Genomic DNA, 14,374 nt, shown 5'->3' with positions numbered 1-14,374 from the left:
TGTGAGGTACGGTACCGCTTGGTACCGGAGATGCGCAAGGGCTGGAGGTGACGCAGTGAGCACGGCTCTCGCCCACACGGATCCCACGGGTCCGCAGGGGTTCCGCACCAGACTCCTCGACGGGCTGACCAGGGCCATCGAAGAACGCGGCTACCGCGACACCACGGTCGCCGACATCGTGCGCAACGCCAAGACCTCAAAGCGCACGTTCTACGGCGAATTCGACAGCAAGGAAGAGTGCTTTCTCGCTCTGCTGCGGGCGAACAACGACGCCATGATCACGGGCATCGTCTCCGCGGTAGAGCCGGAGGACGACTGGCACGTCCAGATCCGCAGCGCGGCAACGGCTTACGTCGACCACATCGCGTCGCGGCCGGCAGTCACGCTGAGCTGGATCCGCGAGGCGCCCGCCCTCGGGGCCGCGGCGCTGCCCCTGCACCGGCTCGCCATGGGCGATCTGACGAACATGCTCGTCGACCTGACCGACAGCCCCGGCTTCCGACGCGCGAACCTGCCGCCGATCTCGCGGCCACTGGCCCTGATCCTGCTTGGCGGGTTGCGCGAACTCACCGCGTTGTCCGTCGAGGACGGCAGTGACCTGCGACTGATCCTCGAACCTGCCGTCGTCGCCGCGACGGCGATCCTCGGCCCGCGGATCAGCTCAGCATGAGCCGCGCGGACTTCTCCAACCGTCGCGCGATGTCGGCGTAGGACGCCTGGCCCATACCCGCCCGCACCAGCGCGCCCGAGTAGAGCATCTCGAGCGAGTCCACCACCTCGGGATCGGTGTCTGGCGCCAGCGCGGCAGTCAGCCGGTCCCGGATGTCGCGGCCGATCCGCTGCCGCAGCACGTCGACGTCGGGATCCCTACCCAGCAGGGCGTTGGTGACGGCGCCCGCGAACTCCGGCTCGTCGGCGACCAGCGCCGCGATGTGGCTCAGCACGTCGACCACGCGGGTCGCGGCGTCACCCGACTCGTGGGCGACCGGAGGCGCGGCGGCCAGCCTGCGCCAGAACACCTCGGCGACGAGGTGCTCCTTCGACGAGAAGTACGTGTACGCGGTCGCGGCGCCGACGCCTGCTTCGGCGGCCACGCGCCGCACGGTCAGACCGGCAAACCCCTCGCGGGTCAGGAGATCGACCGCGGCCTTGCCCAGGCGATCGACGGTGTCGGCCTGTTTGGCGGTCAGACGGCGCCGAGTCGACTCCAAGGCCGGATCGGACACGTGTCTGGACGCTACTACAACACCGGTACACCGGCAACGGTAAGTTGGTCCGCGTGAGCCCTGCCGACACCGCCCTGCCCCCCGCCGCCGAGCGCCTGTTCGCCTACGCGGACCAGGTCATCGGGTTCATGCCGGCCGACGAGGGGCGCGCCCTCTACGACGCCGCCGTGCACTATCTCGGCGACGGCGTCGGGGTCGAGATCGGCACGTACTGCGGCAAGTCGACCGTGATGCTCGGCGCTGCAGCCCAGGCCGGCGGCGGGGTGCTGTTCACCATCGACCACCATCACGGGTCCGAGGAGCACCAGCCCGGCTGGGAGTACCACGACACCACGATGGTCGATCCCGTCACGGGCCTGTTCGACACCCTGCCCACGCTGCGGCACACCCTCGACGGCGCAGGCCTCGACGAGCACGTCGTCGCGATCGTCGGCAAGTCGACCGTCGTCGCGCGGGGCTGGCGCACGCCCGTGCAGTTCCTGTTCATCGACGGCGGCCACACCGAGGAGGCCGCGCAGCGCGACTTCGCAGGCTGGGCCCCGTGGGTCGTCGTCGGCGGCGGGCTGGTCATCCACGACGTCTTCCCCAACCCCGACGAGGGCGGCCAGGCGCCGTTCCACATCTACCGCCGCGCGCTGGACTCCGGCGAGTTCCGCGAGGTGTCGGCGATGGGCTCGATGCGCGTGCTCGAGCGGGTGTCCCCACCCGCCTGACGGGGGCTTCGCCCTCCCCCGCGAACGTCGATTACCGCCACGGTTTTCCGCGGAAAGCGTGGCGGTAACCTACGTTCGGCGCGAGGAATGGGGGCGGGTTGTCCCCAGTCGTGACTTCATCCCCAGGAACACCGGCGGCGTAACGATCGACGCCTCGAACGTCGTCGTCGGTCGTTGTGGTGGATCCATGACATACGCACCCGGACCGTTCGTCGGCACTGAGGCCGTGGCGCAACGGCGCTACACGCGAAGGACTCTCGCCAGCCGCGCCCAGCTGATCTACCGCAACGTCTACCTGCCCGCCGGCGAGGACCTGACCGCTGCCACCCGCGCCGAGGCAGCCTGGCTATGGTCCGGGAGGAATGCGACGGTGGCGGGACTCTCGGCCGCGGCACTGCATGGAACGCAATGGATCGACGCCGGCGAACCCGCCGAACTCACCAGAGCCATGGCAGGCTCCAACGACATCGTCATACACCGGGAGGTCTTGACCGACGACGAAATCTGCACTGTCCGAGGCATTCCGGTGACGACGCCTGCTCGCACGGCGTTCGACCTCGGTAGGCGCGGCGAGTTGTCTGCAGCCCTGATGCGTCTCGACGCACTCGCCCACGCCACCCGCCTCACTGCCGACGACGTGGCGCCGGTAGTGGCAGCGCACCGCGGAGCGCGGGGAATCAGGGGATTGCGTGCCGCGGTGGCTCTGATGGACGGCGGAGCTGAGTCGCCGCAGGAGACGCGCACCCGGCTACTGCTCCTCGAAGCAGGGTTGCGGCGGCCAGTCACGCAGATCCCGGTGTTCGACGGCTACGGACGGGTGTTCGCTCGCATCGACATGCGATGGCCCGACCTCAACGTCGGCGTCGAGTACGACGGTGCGCAGCACTGGACCGACCCGCGGCAACGATCGCATGACATCGATCGATATGCCGCCCTCGCCGCGCGGCGATGGGTCATCGTGCGCGTCAGTGCCGAGATGCTGCGATACCGGCCATGGGTCGTAGTGGAACGCGTCGTCGGCGCATTGCGGGCTGCGGGGTGCTCGTGGCTCGACGAATGTGGTGTTGTGTCACGGTTTTCGCGAGAAAGCGTGGCTTAATCCGACACTCGGCGCGCAGGCAAGCAACGCTAGCGGCGGGTCTCCGCGCACGCGCAGTCGAAGTCGCCCTCGAGGCCGCGCGGCAGGTCGTTGCCGCGGAAGATCCCGCTGCCCGCCGTGGTCGACGAGAGCGCGTCGGCGGCCAGGATCATCGCCGCGCCCGTCCACGTCGTGCGCTCGACCGGCCAGCGCTTGCCGTCGGCGAACACCAGACCCGTCCAGTACGAGCCATCGGTCTCGCGCAGGTGGTGCATGGCGGCGAATTGCTCGTGGGCGCGGGCGGTGTCACCCATCGCGTCGAGCGCCATCACCAGTTCACACGTCTCGGCGCCGGTCACCCAGGGCCGGTGATCGATGCAGCGGATGCCGAGGCCCGGGACCACGAACTCGTCCCAGCGGGCGTCGATGCGGGCACGTGCTGCGTCGCCGCGGATCGCACCACCCAGCACCGGGTAGTACCACTCCATCGAGTGAGAGTCCTTGATCAGGAACGACTCCGGGTGAGCGGCGATCGCGTGGCCGAGCTGCCCGACCGCCACCTCCCACTCCGGCTGCGGCTGGTCGATGTAGTTCGCCAGCGCCAGCGCGCAGCGGATCGCGTGGTAGATGCTCGAGCTGCCGGTCAACAGTGCTTCCTGCAGGATGCCCGCTGGGCTGGCACCCCAGGAGATCTCGCCGCCTGCGAGCTGCAGCGTCAACACGAAGTCGATTGCCTTGCTCACCACCGGCCACATCGCCTCGGCGAACTCGCGGTCCCCGGTGATCAGCACGTGGTGCCACACCCCGGTCGCGACGTAGGCGCAGAAGTTGCTGTCGCTGTTGGCGTCTTCGATCACGCCGTTGCGGAACTGGATGGGCCACGAGCCATCGGCCCGCTGCGTGTCGCGGCACCAGTCGTACGCCGCACGCGCGGGCTCCCACAACCCCGCCACCGTCAGCGCCATCGCGTTCTCGACGTGATCCCACGGGTCGGTATGCCCGCCGACGAACCACGGCAGCGCACCCGAGGATTCCTGGGTTGCCGCGATGGACTGCGCCGTCTGCAGGCACTGCTCAGGCGTGAGAACGCCTGGCACCCCGGGAATCTCGTGATCCAGCACTAGACCGCCGCTGGCTTCCTGAAGTACAGCGCGACGCTCTTGCCGATCAGCGGGTTCAGCACCGCCTCCGCGTTACGCGTCAGCCAGGGGCGAGACATCATGTCCCACACCAACAACTTGTGATACGCCGTGACGGCCGGGTGGTTCGGCTTGTCGACGCCCACGGCGCACTTGAGCCACCAGAACGGCGCGTGCAGCGCGTGCGCGTGATGGCGGTGATCGAATTCCATTCCGCGAGCGGCGATCTTGGCGTGCAGCTCGTCGGCGCGGTAGATCCGGATGTGCCCACCCTCGTTGGCGTGGTACTCGTCGGACAGCATCCAGCAGACCTTCTCCGGCAGCCACCGCGGCACGGTGACGACGAGCCGGCCGCCGGGCTTGAGCACCCGGACCAACTCGTCGATCGCACGCTCGTCGGCAGGCACGTGCTCGAGGATCTCCGAGGCGATCACGAAGTCGAACGAGCCGTCGTCGAACGGCAAGTCCAGCGCGTCACCCTTGACGGCCTCGGCCTTGGCCGATGCGGGCGCCTCGCCCTGCTCGGCCATCGCCTGCAGGATCGCATCGACGTCGTTGAGGTCCGATGCGCTCTGGTCGAACGCGACGACGTTCGCGCCGCGGCGGAACGCCTCGAACGAGTGACGTCCCGCGCCGCACCCGACGTCGATGACGGTGGAGCCCGCGCCGACGCCAAGCCGGTCGAAGTCGACGGTCAGCATGCGCCTGCCTTCTTGTTGTCTGCCTTCTCGATTGCCCGCTCGTACACCGCCACGGTCTGCGCGGCGACGGACTCCCAGCTGAACACGTCCAGCGCCCGACGCCGACCAGCGGCGCCGAGTCGGTGTAGGTCCAGCGGCGAGTCGAGCAGTGCGCCAAGGGTCTTGGTCAGGTCGTCCACGTCGCCGGGGTTCACCAGGCGCGCGCACTCGTCGTCGGCGCCCACCACCTCCGGCAGTGCGCCGGCCCGGCTCGCGACGATCGGCGTGCCACTGGCCATCGCCTCGACGGCCGGCAGCGAGAAGCCCTCGTACAGCGACGGGATGCAGGCGACTTCGGCCGATGACAGCAGCGCCGCCAATTCGGCGTCGGTCACGCCGCTGGACACCGTGACGATGTCGGAGATGCCGAGTTCGGCGATGAGCTTCTCGGTCGGACCGTTCGGCTCGAGCTTGGCCACCAGCTGGACGTCGACGTCGCGTTCGACGCGCAGCCGGGACACCGCGTGCAGCAGGTGGCTGACGCCCTTGAGCGGCACGTCGGCACTGGCGATCGCGATGATCCGGTTGCGCACCCGATTCGGGGCGGGCGTGAACAGCTCGGTGTCGACGCCGAGCGGCACCACGTGCAGCTGGCCCGGCGAGACGCCGAAGTCCTCGGCGATGTCGGCAGCCGACGTCGACGACACCGTCAACAACTCGGGGATGCGCCGGGCGACCGTCTTCTGCATCTCGGCGAAGCCGTACCACCGCCGCACCAGAGGCTTGCGCCACCACTTCGCGGCCGCGACGTCGAGCACCCGGTCGCGCGTGATCGGGTGGTGCACGGTGGCGACCACCGGCAGGCCCGAGTCGGCGATGTCGAGCAGCGCCGTACCGAGACTCTGGTTGTCGTGCACGACGTCGAAGTCATTGCGGCGTTCGGCGAGAATGCGCGCCATCCGCAGGCAGAACGTCTTGGGCTCGGGGAACGCGGCCGTCCACGTGCTGAGCAGTTCCAGCAGGTCGATGCGGTCGTGGATCTCGCTGGGCCGCGGGATCCGGAACGGGTCCGGCTCGCGGTACAGGTCGAGGCTCGGCACCTCGGTGAGCCGGACGCGGGGATCGAGACCGCCGGGATAGGGCGGCCCCGAGAACACCTCGACGTCATGACCGAGTTCTACGAGGCCGCGACTCAGGTGCCGGACGTAGACGCCCTGGCCGCCACAATGCGTCTTGCTCCGATAGGAGAGCAGGGCGATCCGCATGGTCAGTTCACCGCGACCAGAGTCGACTTAAAGGCTCTGGACATGTGTCCAGACTATAGTTTGACGGGCTAGCCGCCGCAACGCGGCCATTCCGGCCCGGGTCACTCGGGCGGGAACCCGCCGGTGGCCACCGGGCCCCACCGCACCGGCGTCACCCGGATCAGGCACTTGCCCTGCTCGACCATGGCCTTGCGGTACTCGTCCCAGTCGGAGTGCTCACCCGAGATCACGCGAAAGTACTCGACCAGCGGTTCGACGGCGTCCGGCAGGTCGATCACCTCTGCCTCGCCATCGACCTGCACGTAGGCGTCGTTGAACTCGTCGGACAACACGGTGACGCTGGCCCTGGGGTCGCGCCGCAGGTTGGCGGCCTTCGCGCGCTGGGGGTAGCTCGCGATCACGATACGGCCCTGCGCGTCGACGCCGCCGGTGACGGGCGAGGACTGCAGCGAGCCGTCGGAGCGATAAGTGGTCAGGACCATCCGGTGGCGTGGCCGGACGAAGTCGAGCATCTCGGTGCGGGCGACGGTGTCCGCCGTCGCGTACTTGCGGGCCATGCGACCAACCTACTGAGTCGGCTTACTTGCGCTTCAGCGTCCAGGCCGGGACCCAGTGCGCGACCGACCGTCGGTTGGGGCCGTACGCCACGTCGTACCTGACCCAGCCCCACCAGTGGCCTTGCTCGCACATCCCCCAGCACGACAGCACGCCGTCGACGATCGCATGCATCTGCAGGCCGGCCGGGTGATAGCCGCCGGCCCGGTGCGGTTCGCGTGGGAACACCGCCCCCAAGTCGACCAGCACCTCGATCGGCGGATCGACGTGACGGAAGGCCGGCGGCGTGGGCTGCCCGTTGTGCCCGATCGATTGCATCTGCCCCACTGTTCGATCATATGTTCGAACGGTGGTGGTCCGCTAACCCTTGACCAACCCTCGAGGCGGCAGCACGAAGGCGAACGCCCGCGGGTAGCCGAGACCGGTGAGCCGGGCGGACCGGACGGCGGCCACGGTCACCCACCGCACGTCCCCCGACGACGGCTCGTAACACCCGAACTCGTCTCGTTCCACGTCGACGATCAGCACCCAGTGCCGCGGGATCACCCGTCCGACCAGCATCGGCACCGGCCGTCCTCTGCGGACGGCGGCTAGTACGTCGTCCAGCGAATCCCGGCGCCGCCACAGCCCACGCCAGGGCCGCCAGCGGTAACCGGCGCCGATCGCCGCGACCATCCCCATCGGGGTCGTGCCGAGCGCCCGTGGCCAGACCAAGTTGACGCGGTCGTGCACGCGTGCCTGCTCCGCGGCGAACCAAACGAGGTCCGCCGGCCCCGCGCCGGCCAGCCGATGCGCCGGCTCGAGCAGCGCTCGCGCCACGACGGCGACCGCGGGTCCGCAGCTGATGCGGTCGCGTTGCCGCAACCGCATCCCGGCGAACCTCATCTCTCCAGGCTAAGCCGATTCGGAGTGATTCCAACGGCGGACGAGTGGGTATTGAGTGAACACACGTCCACCGAAACCCCCGTCCACCGACACCTGGGAGCCGCCATGAGCTTCGACCTCACGCCGACGGTCGCTCAGCACGACCTCGCCCGACGGGCACACGAATTCGCCGAGCAGGTGGTCCGGCCCGTCGCGCAGGACTACGACAAGCGCCAGGAGTTCCCGTGGCCGGTGCTCGAGGAGGCGGCCCAGGCGGGCTTCTACAGTCCCCTGTTCTACCGCGACCTGATCGGCGACCCGACCGGTCTGTCGCTGCCGATGTTCATGGAGGAGTTGTTCTGGGGTTGCGCAGGCATCGGCCTGGCGATCGTCATGCCCGCTCTGGCCCTGTCGGCGATCGGGCAGGCCGCGTCCCCCGAGCAGATGCTGGAGTGGGCGCCGGAGTGCTTCGGCACCCCGGGGGACCTCAAGCTCGCCGCGCTCGCGATCTCCGAACCCGAGGGCGGCAGCGACGTGCGGAACCTGCGCACCACCGCCCGTCGCGACGGTGACGACTGGATCATCGACGGGCACAAGATGTGGATCGGCAACGGCGGCATCGCCGACGTCCACGTCGTCAACGCCAACGTCGATCCCGACCTCGGCCACAAGGGGCAGGCGCTGTTCATCGTGCCCGGCGGTACGCCCGGCCTGCAGCTGGTCCGCAAGCTCGACAAGCTGGGCTGCCGCGCGTCGCACACCGCGGAACTGAAGTTCGACGGCGTTCGCGTGCCGGCCGCGAACCTCCTCGGCGGTCACGAGAAGCTCGAGCACAAGCTGGCCAAGGCTCGCGAAGCCGTCGAGGGCGGCAGGCACTCAGGGTCGGCGACGCTCGGCGCGCTCGAGCAGACGCGCCCGATGGTGGCCGCGCAGGCGCTCGGGATCAGCAGGGCCGCACTCGAATACGCGACGAGTTACGCCAACGAACGGGAGGCGTTCGGCGCGCCGATCATCGACAACCAGGGCATCGCGTTTCCGCTGGCCGACCTCGCCACTCAACTCGACGCCGCCCGCCTGCTCACGTGGCGGGCGTCCTGGATGGCGGCGACGGGAGTGCCGTTCGAGCGCGGCGAGGGATCGATGGCCAAGCTCGCCGCCACCGAATTGGCGGTCAAGACCACCGAACGCGCGCTCCAGACCATGGGCGGGTGGGGCTACATCAGCGACCACCCCGTCGAGAAGTGGTACCGCGACGCGAAGCTCTACACCATCTTCGAGGGCACCAGCGAGATCCAGCGCGTCGTCATCTCCAACGCACTCGGCGCCGCCGACGGGAGACCGCCCATGCACGTCGACCTGGATCCGACGGGCGGTCCGCTCAACGCGTGGTTCGGTCGCGGCACACCCGCGAGGACCCGCGCGGCGAACAAGGCGCTCGACGCCAGGGACCGCGTTCCCGCACCGGTGATGAACCTGGCGATGAAGGTGCTTCGGCCCCCATCCAAGAAACCCACGGACAAATGACGAAAAATGCGGTACCCCTGGTATCGCCTCAAGTCTTCTGGCAACATTACCGGCCGGTAAGGTTCCCTCGACCAGTACTACCCGACAGGTGGAAATGACAGTGGAGTCGCTGCAGTCGAACGTCTCGTTCCTCGCCGCTCAGGGAACCGAGGGCGGTGGCGCCGCCATCGGTGAGGTGATCGGCATGTCCGTGGTCGGCTTGATCGTCGGCCTGATCCTCCTCTACATCGGCTATCTGCACCGGGCGCGCAAGATCACCTGGCTGAAGAACCTCGCCGATCGCGCAGGCGAGCGCTTCAAGCGGCCTGCGTGGGTCGCGTTGCCCATCATGATGTTCATCAGCACGATCATCACCGCGCTGTTCGGCTTCATCTGGGACGTCAGCCTCCACATCGGAAACGGACGCGACTCCGGCCCGCTGGCGAACCCTGCGCACTACTTCATCCTGTTCGGGCTGTTCATCCTCTTCGTCGCCGGTTGCACCGCGTGCGTGCTCCCCTACGAGAAGCCGGGGCCGTACGCGGTGCGCATCACGCGCAACTGGTACGCCCCGGTCGGCGGCCTGCTGATGGCAGGTTGTGGTCTGTACGCCCTGCTCGGCTTCCCGCTCGACGACGTCTGGCACCGCATCTTCGGTCAGGACGTCACGCTGTGGGGCCCGACCCACCTCATGATGATCGGCGGCGCCGGATTCTCCACGCTCGCCGCCCTGTACCTCGAGCACGAAGGTCGGCGGTCCGTGGGCAAGGACGCCCCCAAGGACGGACCCGGCCTGAAGTTCGTTCGCTACTTGGCATTCGGTGGCATCGTCATCGGCCTGTCGGTGTACCAGATCGAGTTCGACTTCGGCGTCATGCAGTTCCGCCAGGTCTTCGAGCCCATGCTGATCGCCGCAGCGGGTGCGTTCGCCCTCGTCGCGGCGCGGATGCTGATGGGCCGCGGCGCCGCGCTCATCGCGGTGTTGCTCGCGATCGCACTCCGCGGCCTGGTGTCGTTGATCGTCGGCCCCATCCTGGGCGCCCCGATCAACTGGTTCGCGCTCTACCTGGGCGCCGCCCTGGTCGTCGAGGTGCTCGCGCTGACCCCGCTGCTCAAGAGGCCGATGCTGTTCGGTCTCGTCAGCGGCATCGGCGTGGCCACCGTCGGGCTGTGGATCGAGTCGTTCTGGATCAACGCCGTCTACGAATACTCCTGGCCCACCAGCATCTGGCCCGAGGCGCTCGCCATGGCGGTGCCCGTCGCCGCGCTCGTCGGCGTGTGCGGCGCGATGGTGGGCATGGTGCTGACCGATCAGAAGCTGCCGAGCCGCGCCATCGGCATCGGCGTCGTCGCTCTCGCGGTCATCGCACTCGGCGGCGCGACGGCCAACGGGCTGCGCTACGACGTGCCGCAGAACGCGACCGCATCCTTCACGCTGACGGAGGCGCCCAGCGTCGGCGATCAACGCATGGCCACCGCAGACATCCGGATCAACCCCCCGGACCTGATCACCGAGGACCCGAACTGGGTGTCGATCCTCGGCTGGCAGGGCGGCCTGGCCAACGACCGCGGCAAGTTCGTCGACCACCTCGAGAAGGTCGGCCCCGGCCACTTCCGTTCCACCGCACCGATGCCGGTGTCCGGATCGTGGAAGACGCTGCTGCGCGTGCACGACGGCCGCACCATGGCCGCCGTTCCGATCTACCTGCACGGTGACCCCGGGATCGGTGCGGCCGAAGTGCCCGCCGAGGCGTCGATGACGCGGCCGTTCGTCTCAGAGATCACCATCCTGCAGCGCGAGCGCAACCCCGACGTCCCCCAGGCGCTGTGGCTGATCGGGTGCCTGATCGTGCTGGCCTGCACGCTCACGATGATCGGTGGACTCGCTTGGGGCGCAGGCCGGTTGAACCGGAACGAGCCGACGAGCACCATCACCGAGCGTCAGCCGGAGCCCTCCGGGCAGGCATGACCGCCGCCACGTCGACGGTGATCCTCGCCGATCACCCGATCCTCTACGCCATCCCGGCGTTCGCCCCGGCGATCGTCGTGGTGGGCGTGGTGGTGTTCATCGCGATGCGCGACCGTCGCCAGGGTGACGACGATGAGGAGACTCACAGCGACTCGTCAGCGAGCAACGGAGAGGATGTCTGATCGTGACCACTTCAACGATCGCCAAGACCCTTGCCGCACTCGTCACCGTCTCGTTCGTCGCCGTCGGATGCGGGGGCTCGAGTGAGACGTCCGAGAGCAGTAGTGCGGCATCGACCACCCCGTCGGACACCGCCGCGCCGCCGCTGACCGATCAGCAGGAGGCGCCGGCCCGGCTGAACGTCGACGTCACGATCAAGGCGGGCGAGGTGACGCCCACCAACGCCGCGCTAGAGGCACGAGTCGGTCAGCCCATCGTGATCCGCGTCAACAGCGACGCCGCCGACGAGTTGCACGTGCACTCCAACCCGGAGCACTCGTTCCCGATCGAGGCGAAGACCGGCCAGGCGTTCCAGTTCACCGTCGACGTGCCCGGGAAGGTGGACGTCGAACTGCACGACCTGAACAAGACCATCGCCACCATCGCCGTGCAGCAGTGACGGGAGCCGCCCCCGGTTACGACGTCCAGGTTCTCGCCCACGGTTTGGGCGGATCATCGGACCTGCCCATCCCGTTCACCTACGCGCTGCTCGGCGGGGCGTGGGCGCTGACGTTCACGTTCGCCGTCATGGCGCTCGCGTGGAAGAAGCCCCGGTTCGATCCGGCCCGTCAGGGCCGACCGCTGCCCCGGTGGGTCACCGCTGCCGTCGACTCGCCCGCCGTGCGGTGGACCGTCGCACTGCTCGCGCTGCTGCTGGCCGCCTGGGTAGCCGTCGCCGCGATCTTCGGCCCGCAGACCGGCGAGAACGCGCTGCCCGGCGTCTTCTACGTGCTGCTGTGGGTCGGCCTCGTCGCCGTGTCGGTGGTGATCGGCCCGGTCTGGCGGCTGCTCTCTCCCGCGCGCACCCTGTACCGGCTGCTGCCGATGTCACGGCGGCCACCGCCGCTGACGTACCCGGAGCGGCTCGGATGCTGGCCTGCGGTCTTCGGGCTGTTCGCGTTCGTGTGGCTGGAACTGGCCAGCCCCAACCCCGGCTCGCTGTGGGCGGTCAAGGTGTGGCTGCTCGTCTACCTGATCGCCGTGCTGGCCGGCGCGATCGCCTTCGGCACCAGGTGGCCCGCGCGCGCCGACCCGTTCGAGGTGTACGGCATCTTCGTGTCCCGGCTGGCACCGTTGCGCCGGAACGACGACGGCCGGATCGCCATCGGGAATCCGTTCGACCACCTGCCGTCGCTGCCGGTGCGCGCCGGCACCATCGGGGTGGTCTCGGTGCTGCTCGGGTCGACGGCCTTCGACAGCTTCTCCGCACTGCCGGGCTGGCGCACGTTCGTCGACGACACCTCGGGCGGGTCGGCCGCGCTCGCGGTGCTGTTGCGCACCATCGGCCTGCTGACGTTCGCGCTGATCGTCGCGGTCACCTTCTGGCTGGCTGCGCGGGCGACCGGCGGCGTGGACCGCGAGACTCGACGCCGACTGCCCGGCCTGATGGCCCACTCGCTGATCCCCATCGTGGTGGGCTACATCTTCGCCCACTACCTCACGTATCTGATCGAACGCGGCCAGCAGACGATCCTGCGTCTCGCCGACCCCTTCGGCACCGGCTGGCTCGGCGACGTCGAGGTGTCGTACCTGCTGTCGATGCATCCCGGTGTGTTGGCGACGCTCAAGGTCGCGTTCGTCGTACTTGGCCACGTGGCGGGCGTCGTCGCGGCGCACGACCGCGCACTGCGCGTACTGCCCAAGCGCCACCGGCTGACCGGCCAGCTCGCGATGATGCTGGTGATGACGGGCTACACGTTCATGGGGCTGTGGCTGCTGTTCGGCGGCTGACCCGCGGGCCGCGGCGATAGCCTGGACGGCATGCGAGCGCTGATCGTCGTCGACGTCCAGAACGACTTCTGCGAGGGCGGGTCGTTGGCCGTCGAGGGCGGCACCGAGGTCGCGCAGTCGATCACCGCGCTGCTGGAGCACCACGACTACGACCACGTGGTGGCCACCAAGGACTTCCACATCGATCCGGGCACGCACTTCTCCGACACCCCGGACTACCGCGACTCCTGGCCGCCGCACTGCGTGGTGGGCACCTCCGGCGTGGAGTTCCATCCGGCGTTCGATCCGAGCGCGGTCGAGGCGGTGTTCCACAAGGGGCAGTACTCGGCGGCCTACAGCGGGTTCGAGGGCAGGCACGCCGACGACGAGACGCCGCTGGCCGACTGGCTGCGCGCGCACGACGTCGACGCCGTCGACGTGGCGGGCATCGCCACCGACTACTGCGTCAAGGCCACCGCCGCCGACGCCGTCGCGGCGGGCTTCACGACCCGCGTGCTGCTGAACCTCACGGCCGGGGTGGCCCCGACGTCGACCGCCGAGGCCGTCGACGCGCTGCGCGCGGCCGGCGTCGAGGTGGCCGACTAGCGCGTCGGGTCCACCGGCCTACCCGACCACCGCGGCGTACGACGCTCCAGGTGCGCTCGCACGCCCTCGGCGGCGTCGTCATGGCCCATCAGCGCGAGGTGGATCTCGGTCTCGCGTGCGCCGACCGCGGCGTGGTCGAGGTCGAACGCATCCCACAGCAGCCGCTTGCTCGCGGCGACCGACATCGGAGCGGTGTTCGTCGCGATGTCCGCCGCCAATGCCTGCGCGGCGGGCAGCACCTCGTCGGCGGGCAACACGCGGCTGCCCAACCCCAGCTCGACGGCGCGGTGCCCGTCGAACGTCGCGCCGGTGAGCAGCACCTCGGCGGCCCGTGCCACGCCGACGAGCCGCGGCAGCACCCAGTGGGAGTACGCGTCGCCGACTACCCCGCGGCGGACCTGGACGACGCCGTAGGTCGCATCGGCCGCGAAGATCCGGACGTCGCACTGCAGCGCGAGGGTCAGTCCCAGTCCGATGGCATGGCCGTTCACCGCCGCGATCACCGGCTTGTTCAAGGTGAAGGCGGGCACGTCCACACCGGCCGCGCTGAAGCCCGCCCCGGGCGCGGCGAACGTGCGCTCACCCGCGGTGAGGTCGGCGCCCGAACAGAACGCCGGCGGGGCGCCGGTCAGCACGATCACCCGCACGTCGTCGGCCGCGTCGCAGCGGCGATAGGCGTCGGCGAGTTCGTCGCGCATGCCGTCGCCGACGGCGTTGCGCCGGGCCGGCCTGTTCAGGGTGACCGTAGCCACACCGCCGAAGACGGTGGTTTGCAGCGTCCGATAAACGGGCAGATCAGCGTGTGCATTCATGCGGCCTACCTCCGACTCGGGGATCTCGCCCAGCA

17 protein-coding genes are annotated in these 14,374 nt (G+C 69.3%); 9 read left to right on the top strand and 8 right to left on the bottom strand.

Annotation, left to right across the window (positions count from 1 at the left end):
• The first annotated feature begins 55 nt into the window (after nucleotides 1-55).
• On the top strand, nucleotides 56-670 hold the full coding sequence (locus G6N61_RS21210) for a TetR/AcrR family transcriptional regulator (RefSeq protein WP_235887233.1): 615 nt from the start codon (nucleotides 56-58) through the stop codon (nucleotides 668-670).
• Here G6N61_RS21210 and G6N61_RS21205 read toward each other — a convergent pair.
• A complete protein-coding gene (locus G6N61_RS21205) occupies nucleotides 657-1,226 on the bottom strand; it encodes a TetR/AcrR family transcriptional regulator (protein WP_163920645.1) in 570 nt (189 codons plus the stop codon). The two genes, G6N61_RS21210 and G6N61_RS21205, sit on opposite strands and share 14 nt — an antisense overlap.
• 53 nt (nucleotides 1,227-1,279) lie before the next feature.
• On the opposite strand from G6N61_RS21205, the gene G6N61_RS21200 reads away from it, so the two are divergent.
• Together G6N61_RS21200 and G6N61_RS21195 are read left to right on the top strand one after the other, a co-directional pair.
• Nucleotides 1,280-1,939: a class I SAM-dependent methyltransferase gene (locus tag G6N61_RS21200; RefSeq protein ID WP_163920642.1), complete on the top strand. Its 660-nt coding sequence runs from the start codon at nucleotides 1,280-1,282 to the stop codon at nucleotides 1,937-1,939.
• 187 nt (nucleotides 1,940-2,126) lie between these two features.
• The gene (locus tag G6N61_RS21195; protein ID WP_163920637.1) at nucleotides 2,127-3,038 is read left to right on the top strand and encodes a type IV toxin-antitoxin system AbiEi family antitoxin; all 912 of its coding nucleotides are present in this window, start codon (nucleotides 2,127-2,129) and stop codon (nucleotides 3,036-3,038) included.
• Between the two features lie 29 nt (nucleotides 3,039-3,067).
• Here the strand turns inward: G6N61_RS21195 and G6N61_RS21190 are convergent, their stop codons facing one another.
• From G6N61_RS21190 to G6N61_RS21165, 6 genes are all read right to left on the bottom strand, one after another.
• The gene (locus G6N61_RS21190) at nucleotides 3,068-4,114 is read right to left on the bottom strand and encodes an MMP endo-(1,4)-3-O-methyl-alpha-D-mannosidase (protein WP_163920634.1); all 1,047 of its coding nucleotides are present in this window, start codon (nucleotides 4,112-4,114) and stop codon (nucleotides 3,068-3,070) included.
• A gap of 23 nt (nucleotides 4,115-4,137) precedes the next feature.
• Entirely contained in the window at nucleotides 4,138-4,857 is a 720-nt protein-coding gene (locus G6N61_RS21185; protein ID WP_163920631.1) for a class I SAM-dependent methyltransferase, read from the bottom strand.
• Nucleotides 4,851-6,101 carry an MMP alpha-(1->4)-mannosyltransferase gene (locus G6N61_RS21180; RefSeq protein ID WP_163920628.1) on the bottom strand — a complete coding sequence of 417 codons (1,251 nt, stop codon included), beginning with the start codon at nucleotides 6,099-6,101 and terminating at the stop codon, nucleotides 4,851-4,853. The genes G6N61_RS21185 and G6N61_RS21180 overlap by 7 nt, the downstream gene beginning before the upstream one ends.
• A gap of 101 nt (nucleotides 6,102-6,202) precedes the next feature.
• Nucleotides 6,203-6,658 (bottom strand): PPOX class F420-dependent oxidoreductase, encoded by a 456-nt coding sequence (locus G6N61_RS21175; RefSeq protein WP_163920625.1) that lies wholly within the window; start codon nucleotides 6,656-6,658, stop codon nucleotides 6,203-6,205.
• A 22-nt stretch (nucleotides 6,659-6,680) separates the two neighbouring features.
• Nucleotides 6,681-6,983, bottom strand: a complete 303-nt coding sequence (locus G6N61_RS21170) for a hypothetical protein (protein ID WP_163920621.1) — start codon at nucleotides 6,981-6,983, stop codon at nucleotides 6,681-6,683.
• 33 nt (nucleotides 6,984-7,016) lie between these two features.
• Nucleotides 7,017-7,541, bottom strand: coding sequence for a hypothetical protein (locus G6N61_RS21165; RefSeq protein WP_163920618.1), 525 nt, complete (start codon nucleotides 7,539-7,541; stop codon nucleotides 7,017-7,019).
• Between the two features lie 105 nt (nucleotides 7,542-7,646).
• Here G6N61_RS21165 and G6N61_RS21160 point away from each other — a divergent pair, with 105 nt between their 5' ends.
• The 6 genes from G6N61_RS21160 to G6N61_RS21135 all read left to right on the top strand — a co-directional run bounded on the left by G6N61_RS21160 (nucleotide 7,647) and on the right by G6N61_RS21135 (nucleotide 13,527).
• Nucleotides 7,647-9,044: an acyl-CoA dehydrogenase family protein gene (locus G6N61_RS21160; RefSeq protein ID WP_163920615.1), complete on the top strand. Its 1,398-nt coding sequence runs from the start codon at nucleotides 7,647-7,649 to the stop codon at nucleotides 9,042-9,044.
• Nucleotides 9,045-9,138: 94 nt separating this feature from the next.
• Nucleotides 9,139-10,992, top strand: coding sequence for a hypothetical protein (locus G6N61_RS21155; RefSeq protein WP_163924992.1), 1,854 nt, complete (start codon nucleotides 9,139-9,141; stop codon nucleotides 10,990-10,992).
• Entirely contained in the window at nucleotides 10,989-11,174 is a 186-nt protein-coding gene (locus tag G6N61_RS21150; protein ID WP_163920612.1) for a hypothetical protein, read from the top strand. The genes G6N61_RS21155 and G6N61_RS21150 overlap by 4 nt, the downstream gene beginning before the upstream one ends.
• Nucleotides 11,174-11,611, top strand: coding sequence for a hypothetical protein (locus G6N61_RS21145; RefSeq protein ID WP_407666496.1), 438 nt, complete (start codon nucleotides 11,174-11,176; stop codon nucleotides 11,609-11,611). Before G6N61_RS21150 ends, G6N61_RS21145 begins: the two co-directional genes overlap by 1 nt.
• A complete protein-coding gene (locus G6N61_RS21140; protein ID WP_163920610.1) occupies nucleotides 11,608-12,942 on the top strand; it encodes a hypothetical protein in 1,335 nt (444 codons plus the stop codon). Before G6N61_RS21145 ends, G6N61_RS21140 begins: the two co-directional genes overlap by 4 nt.
• Before the next feature lie 30 nt (nucleotides 12,943-12,972).
• On the top strand, nucleotides 12,973-13,527 hold the full coding sequence (locus tag G6N61_RS21135) for an isochorismatase family protein (RefSeq protein WP_163920609.1): 555 nt from the start codon (nucleotides 12,973-12,975) through the stop codon (nucleotides 13,525-13,527).
• Here the strand turns inward: G6N61_RS21135 and G6N61_RS21130 are convergent.
• A complete protein-coding gene (locus G6N61_RS21130) occupies nucleotides 13,524-14,339 on the bottom strand; it encodes an enoyl-CoA hydratase/isomerase family protein (protein ID WP_163920606.1) in 816 nt (271 codons plus the stop codon). The two genes, G6N61_RS21135 and G6N61_RS21130, sit on opposite strands and share 4 nt — an antisense overlap.
• Between the last annotated feature and the right edge of the window lie 35 nt (nucleotides 14,340-14,374).

The sequence above is a fragment of the Mycolicibacterium arabiense genome (genome assembly GCF_010731815.2).
In the GTDB taxonomy this organism is placed as follows: Bacteria; Actinomycetota; Actinomycetes; order Mycobacteriales; family Mycobacteriaceae; genus Mycobacterium; species Mycobacterium arabiense.
This window is presented reverse-complemented; position numbering and strand designations above follow the sequence as displayed.

Bases quoted from the DNA above. Each gene is read 5' to 3' on its own strand.
- G6N61_RS21195 (WP_163920637.1), top strand. From the start codon at position 2,127: ATGACATACGCACCCGGACCGTTCGTCGGCACTGAGGCCGTGGCGCAA.
- G6N61_RS21185 (WP_163920631.1), bottom strand. From the start codon at position 4,857: ATGCTGACCGTCGACTTCGACCGGCTTGGCGTCGGCGCGGGCTCCACC.
- G6N61_RS21180 (WP_163920628.1), bottom strand. From the start codon at position 6,101: ATGCGGATCGCCCTGCTCTCCTATCGGAGCAAGACGCATTGTGGCGGC.
- G6N61_RS21175 (WP_163920625.1), bottom strand. From the start codon at position 6,658: ATGGCCCGCAAGTACGCGACGGCGGACACCGTCGCCCGCACCGAGATG.
- G6N61_RS21165 (WP_163920618.1), bottom strand. From the start codon at position 7,541: ATGAGGTTCGCCGGGATGCGGTTGCGGCAACGCGACCGCATCAGCTGC.
- G6N61_RS21160 (WP_163920615.1), top strand. From the start codon at position 7,647: ATGAGCTTCGACCTCACGCCGACGGTCGCTCAGCACGACCTCGCCCGA.
- G6N61_RS21155 (WP_163924992.1), top strand. From the start codon at position 9,139: ATGACAGTGGAGTCGCTGCAGTCGAACGTCTCGTTCCTCGCCGCTCAG.
- G6N61_RS21150 (WP_163920612.1), top strand. From the start codon at position 10,989: ATGACCGCCGCCACGTCGACGGTGATCCTCGCCGATCACCCGATCCTC.
- G6N61_RS21135 (WP_163920609.1), top strand. From the start codon at position 12,973: ATGCGAGCGCTGATCGTCGTCGACGTCCAGAACGACTTCTGCGAGGGC.
- G6N61_RS21130 (WP_163920606.1), bottom strand. From the start codon at position 14,339: ATGAATGCACACGCTGATCTGCCCGTTTATCGGACGCTGCAAACCACC.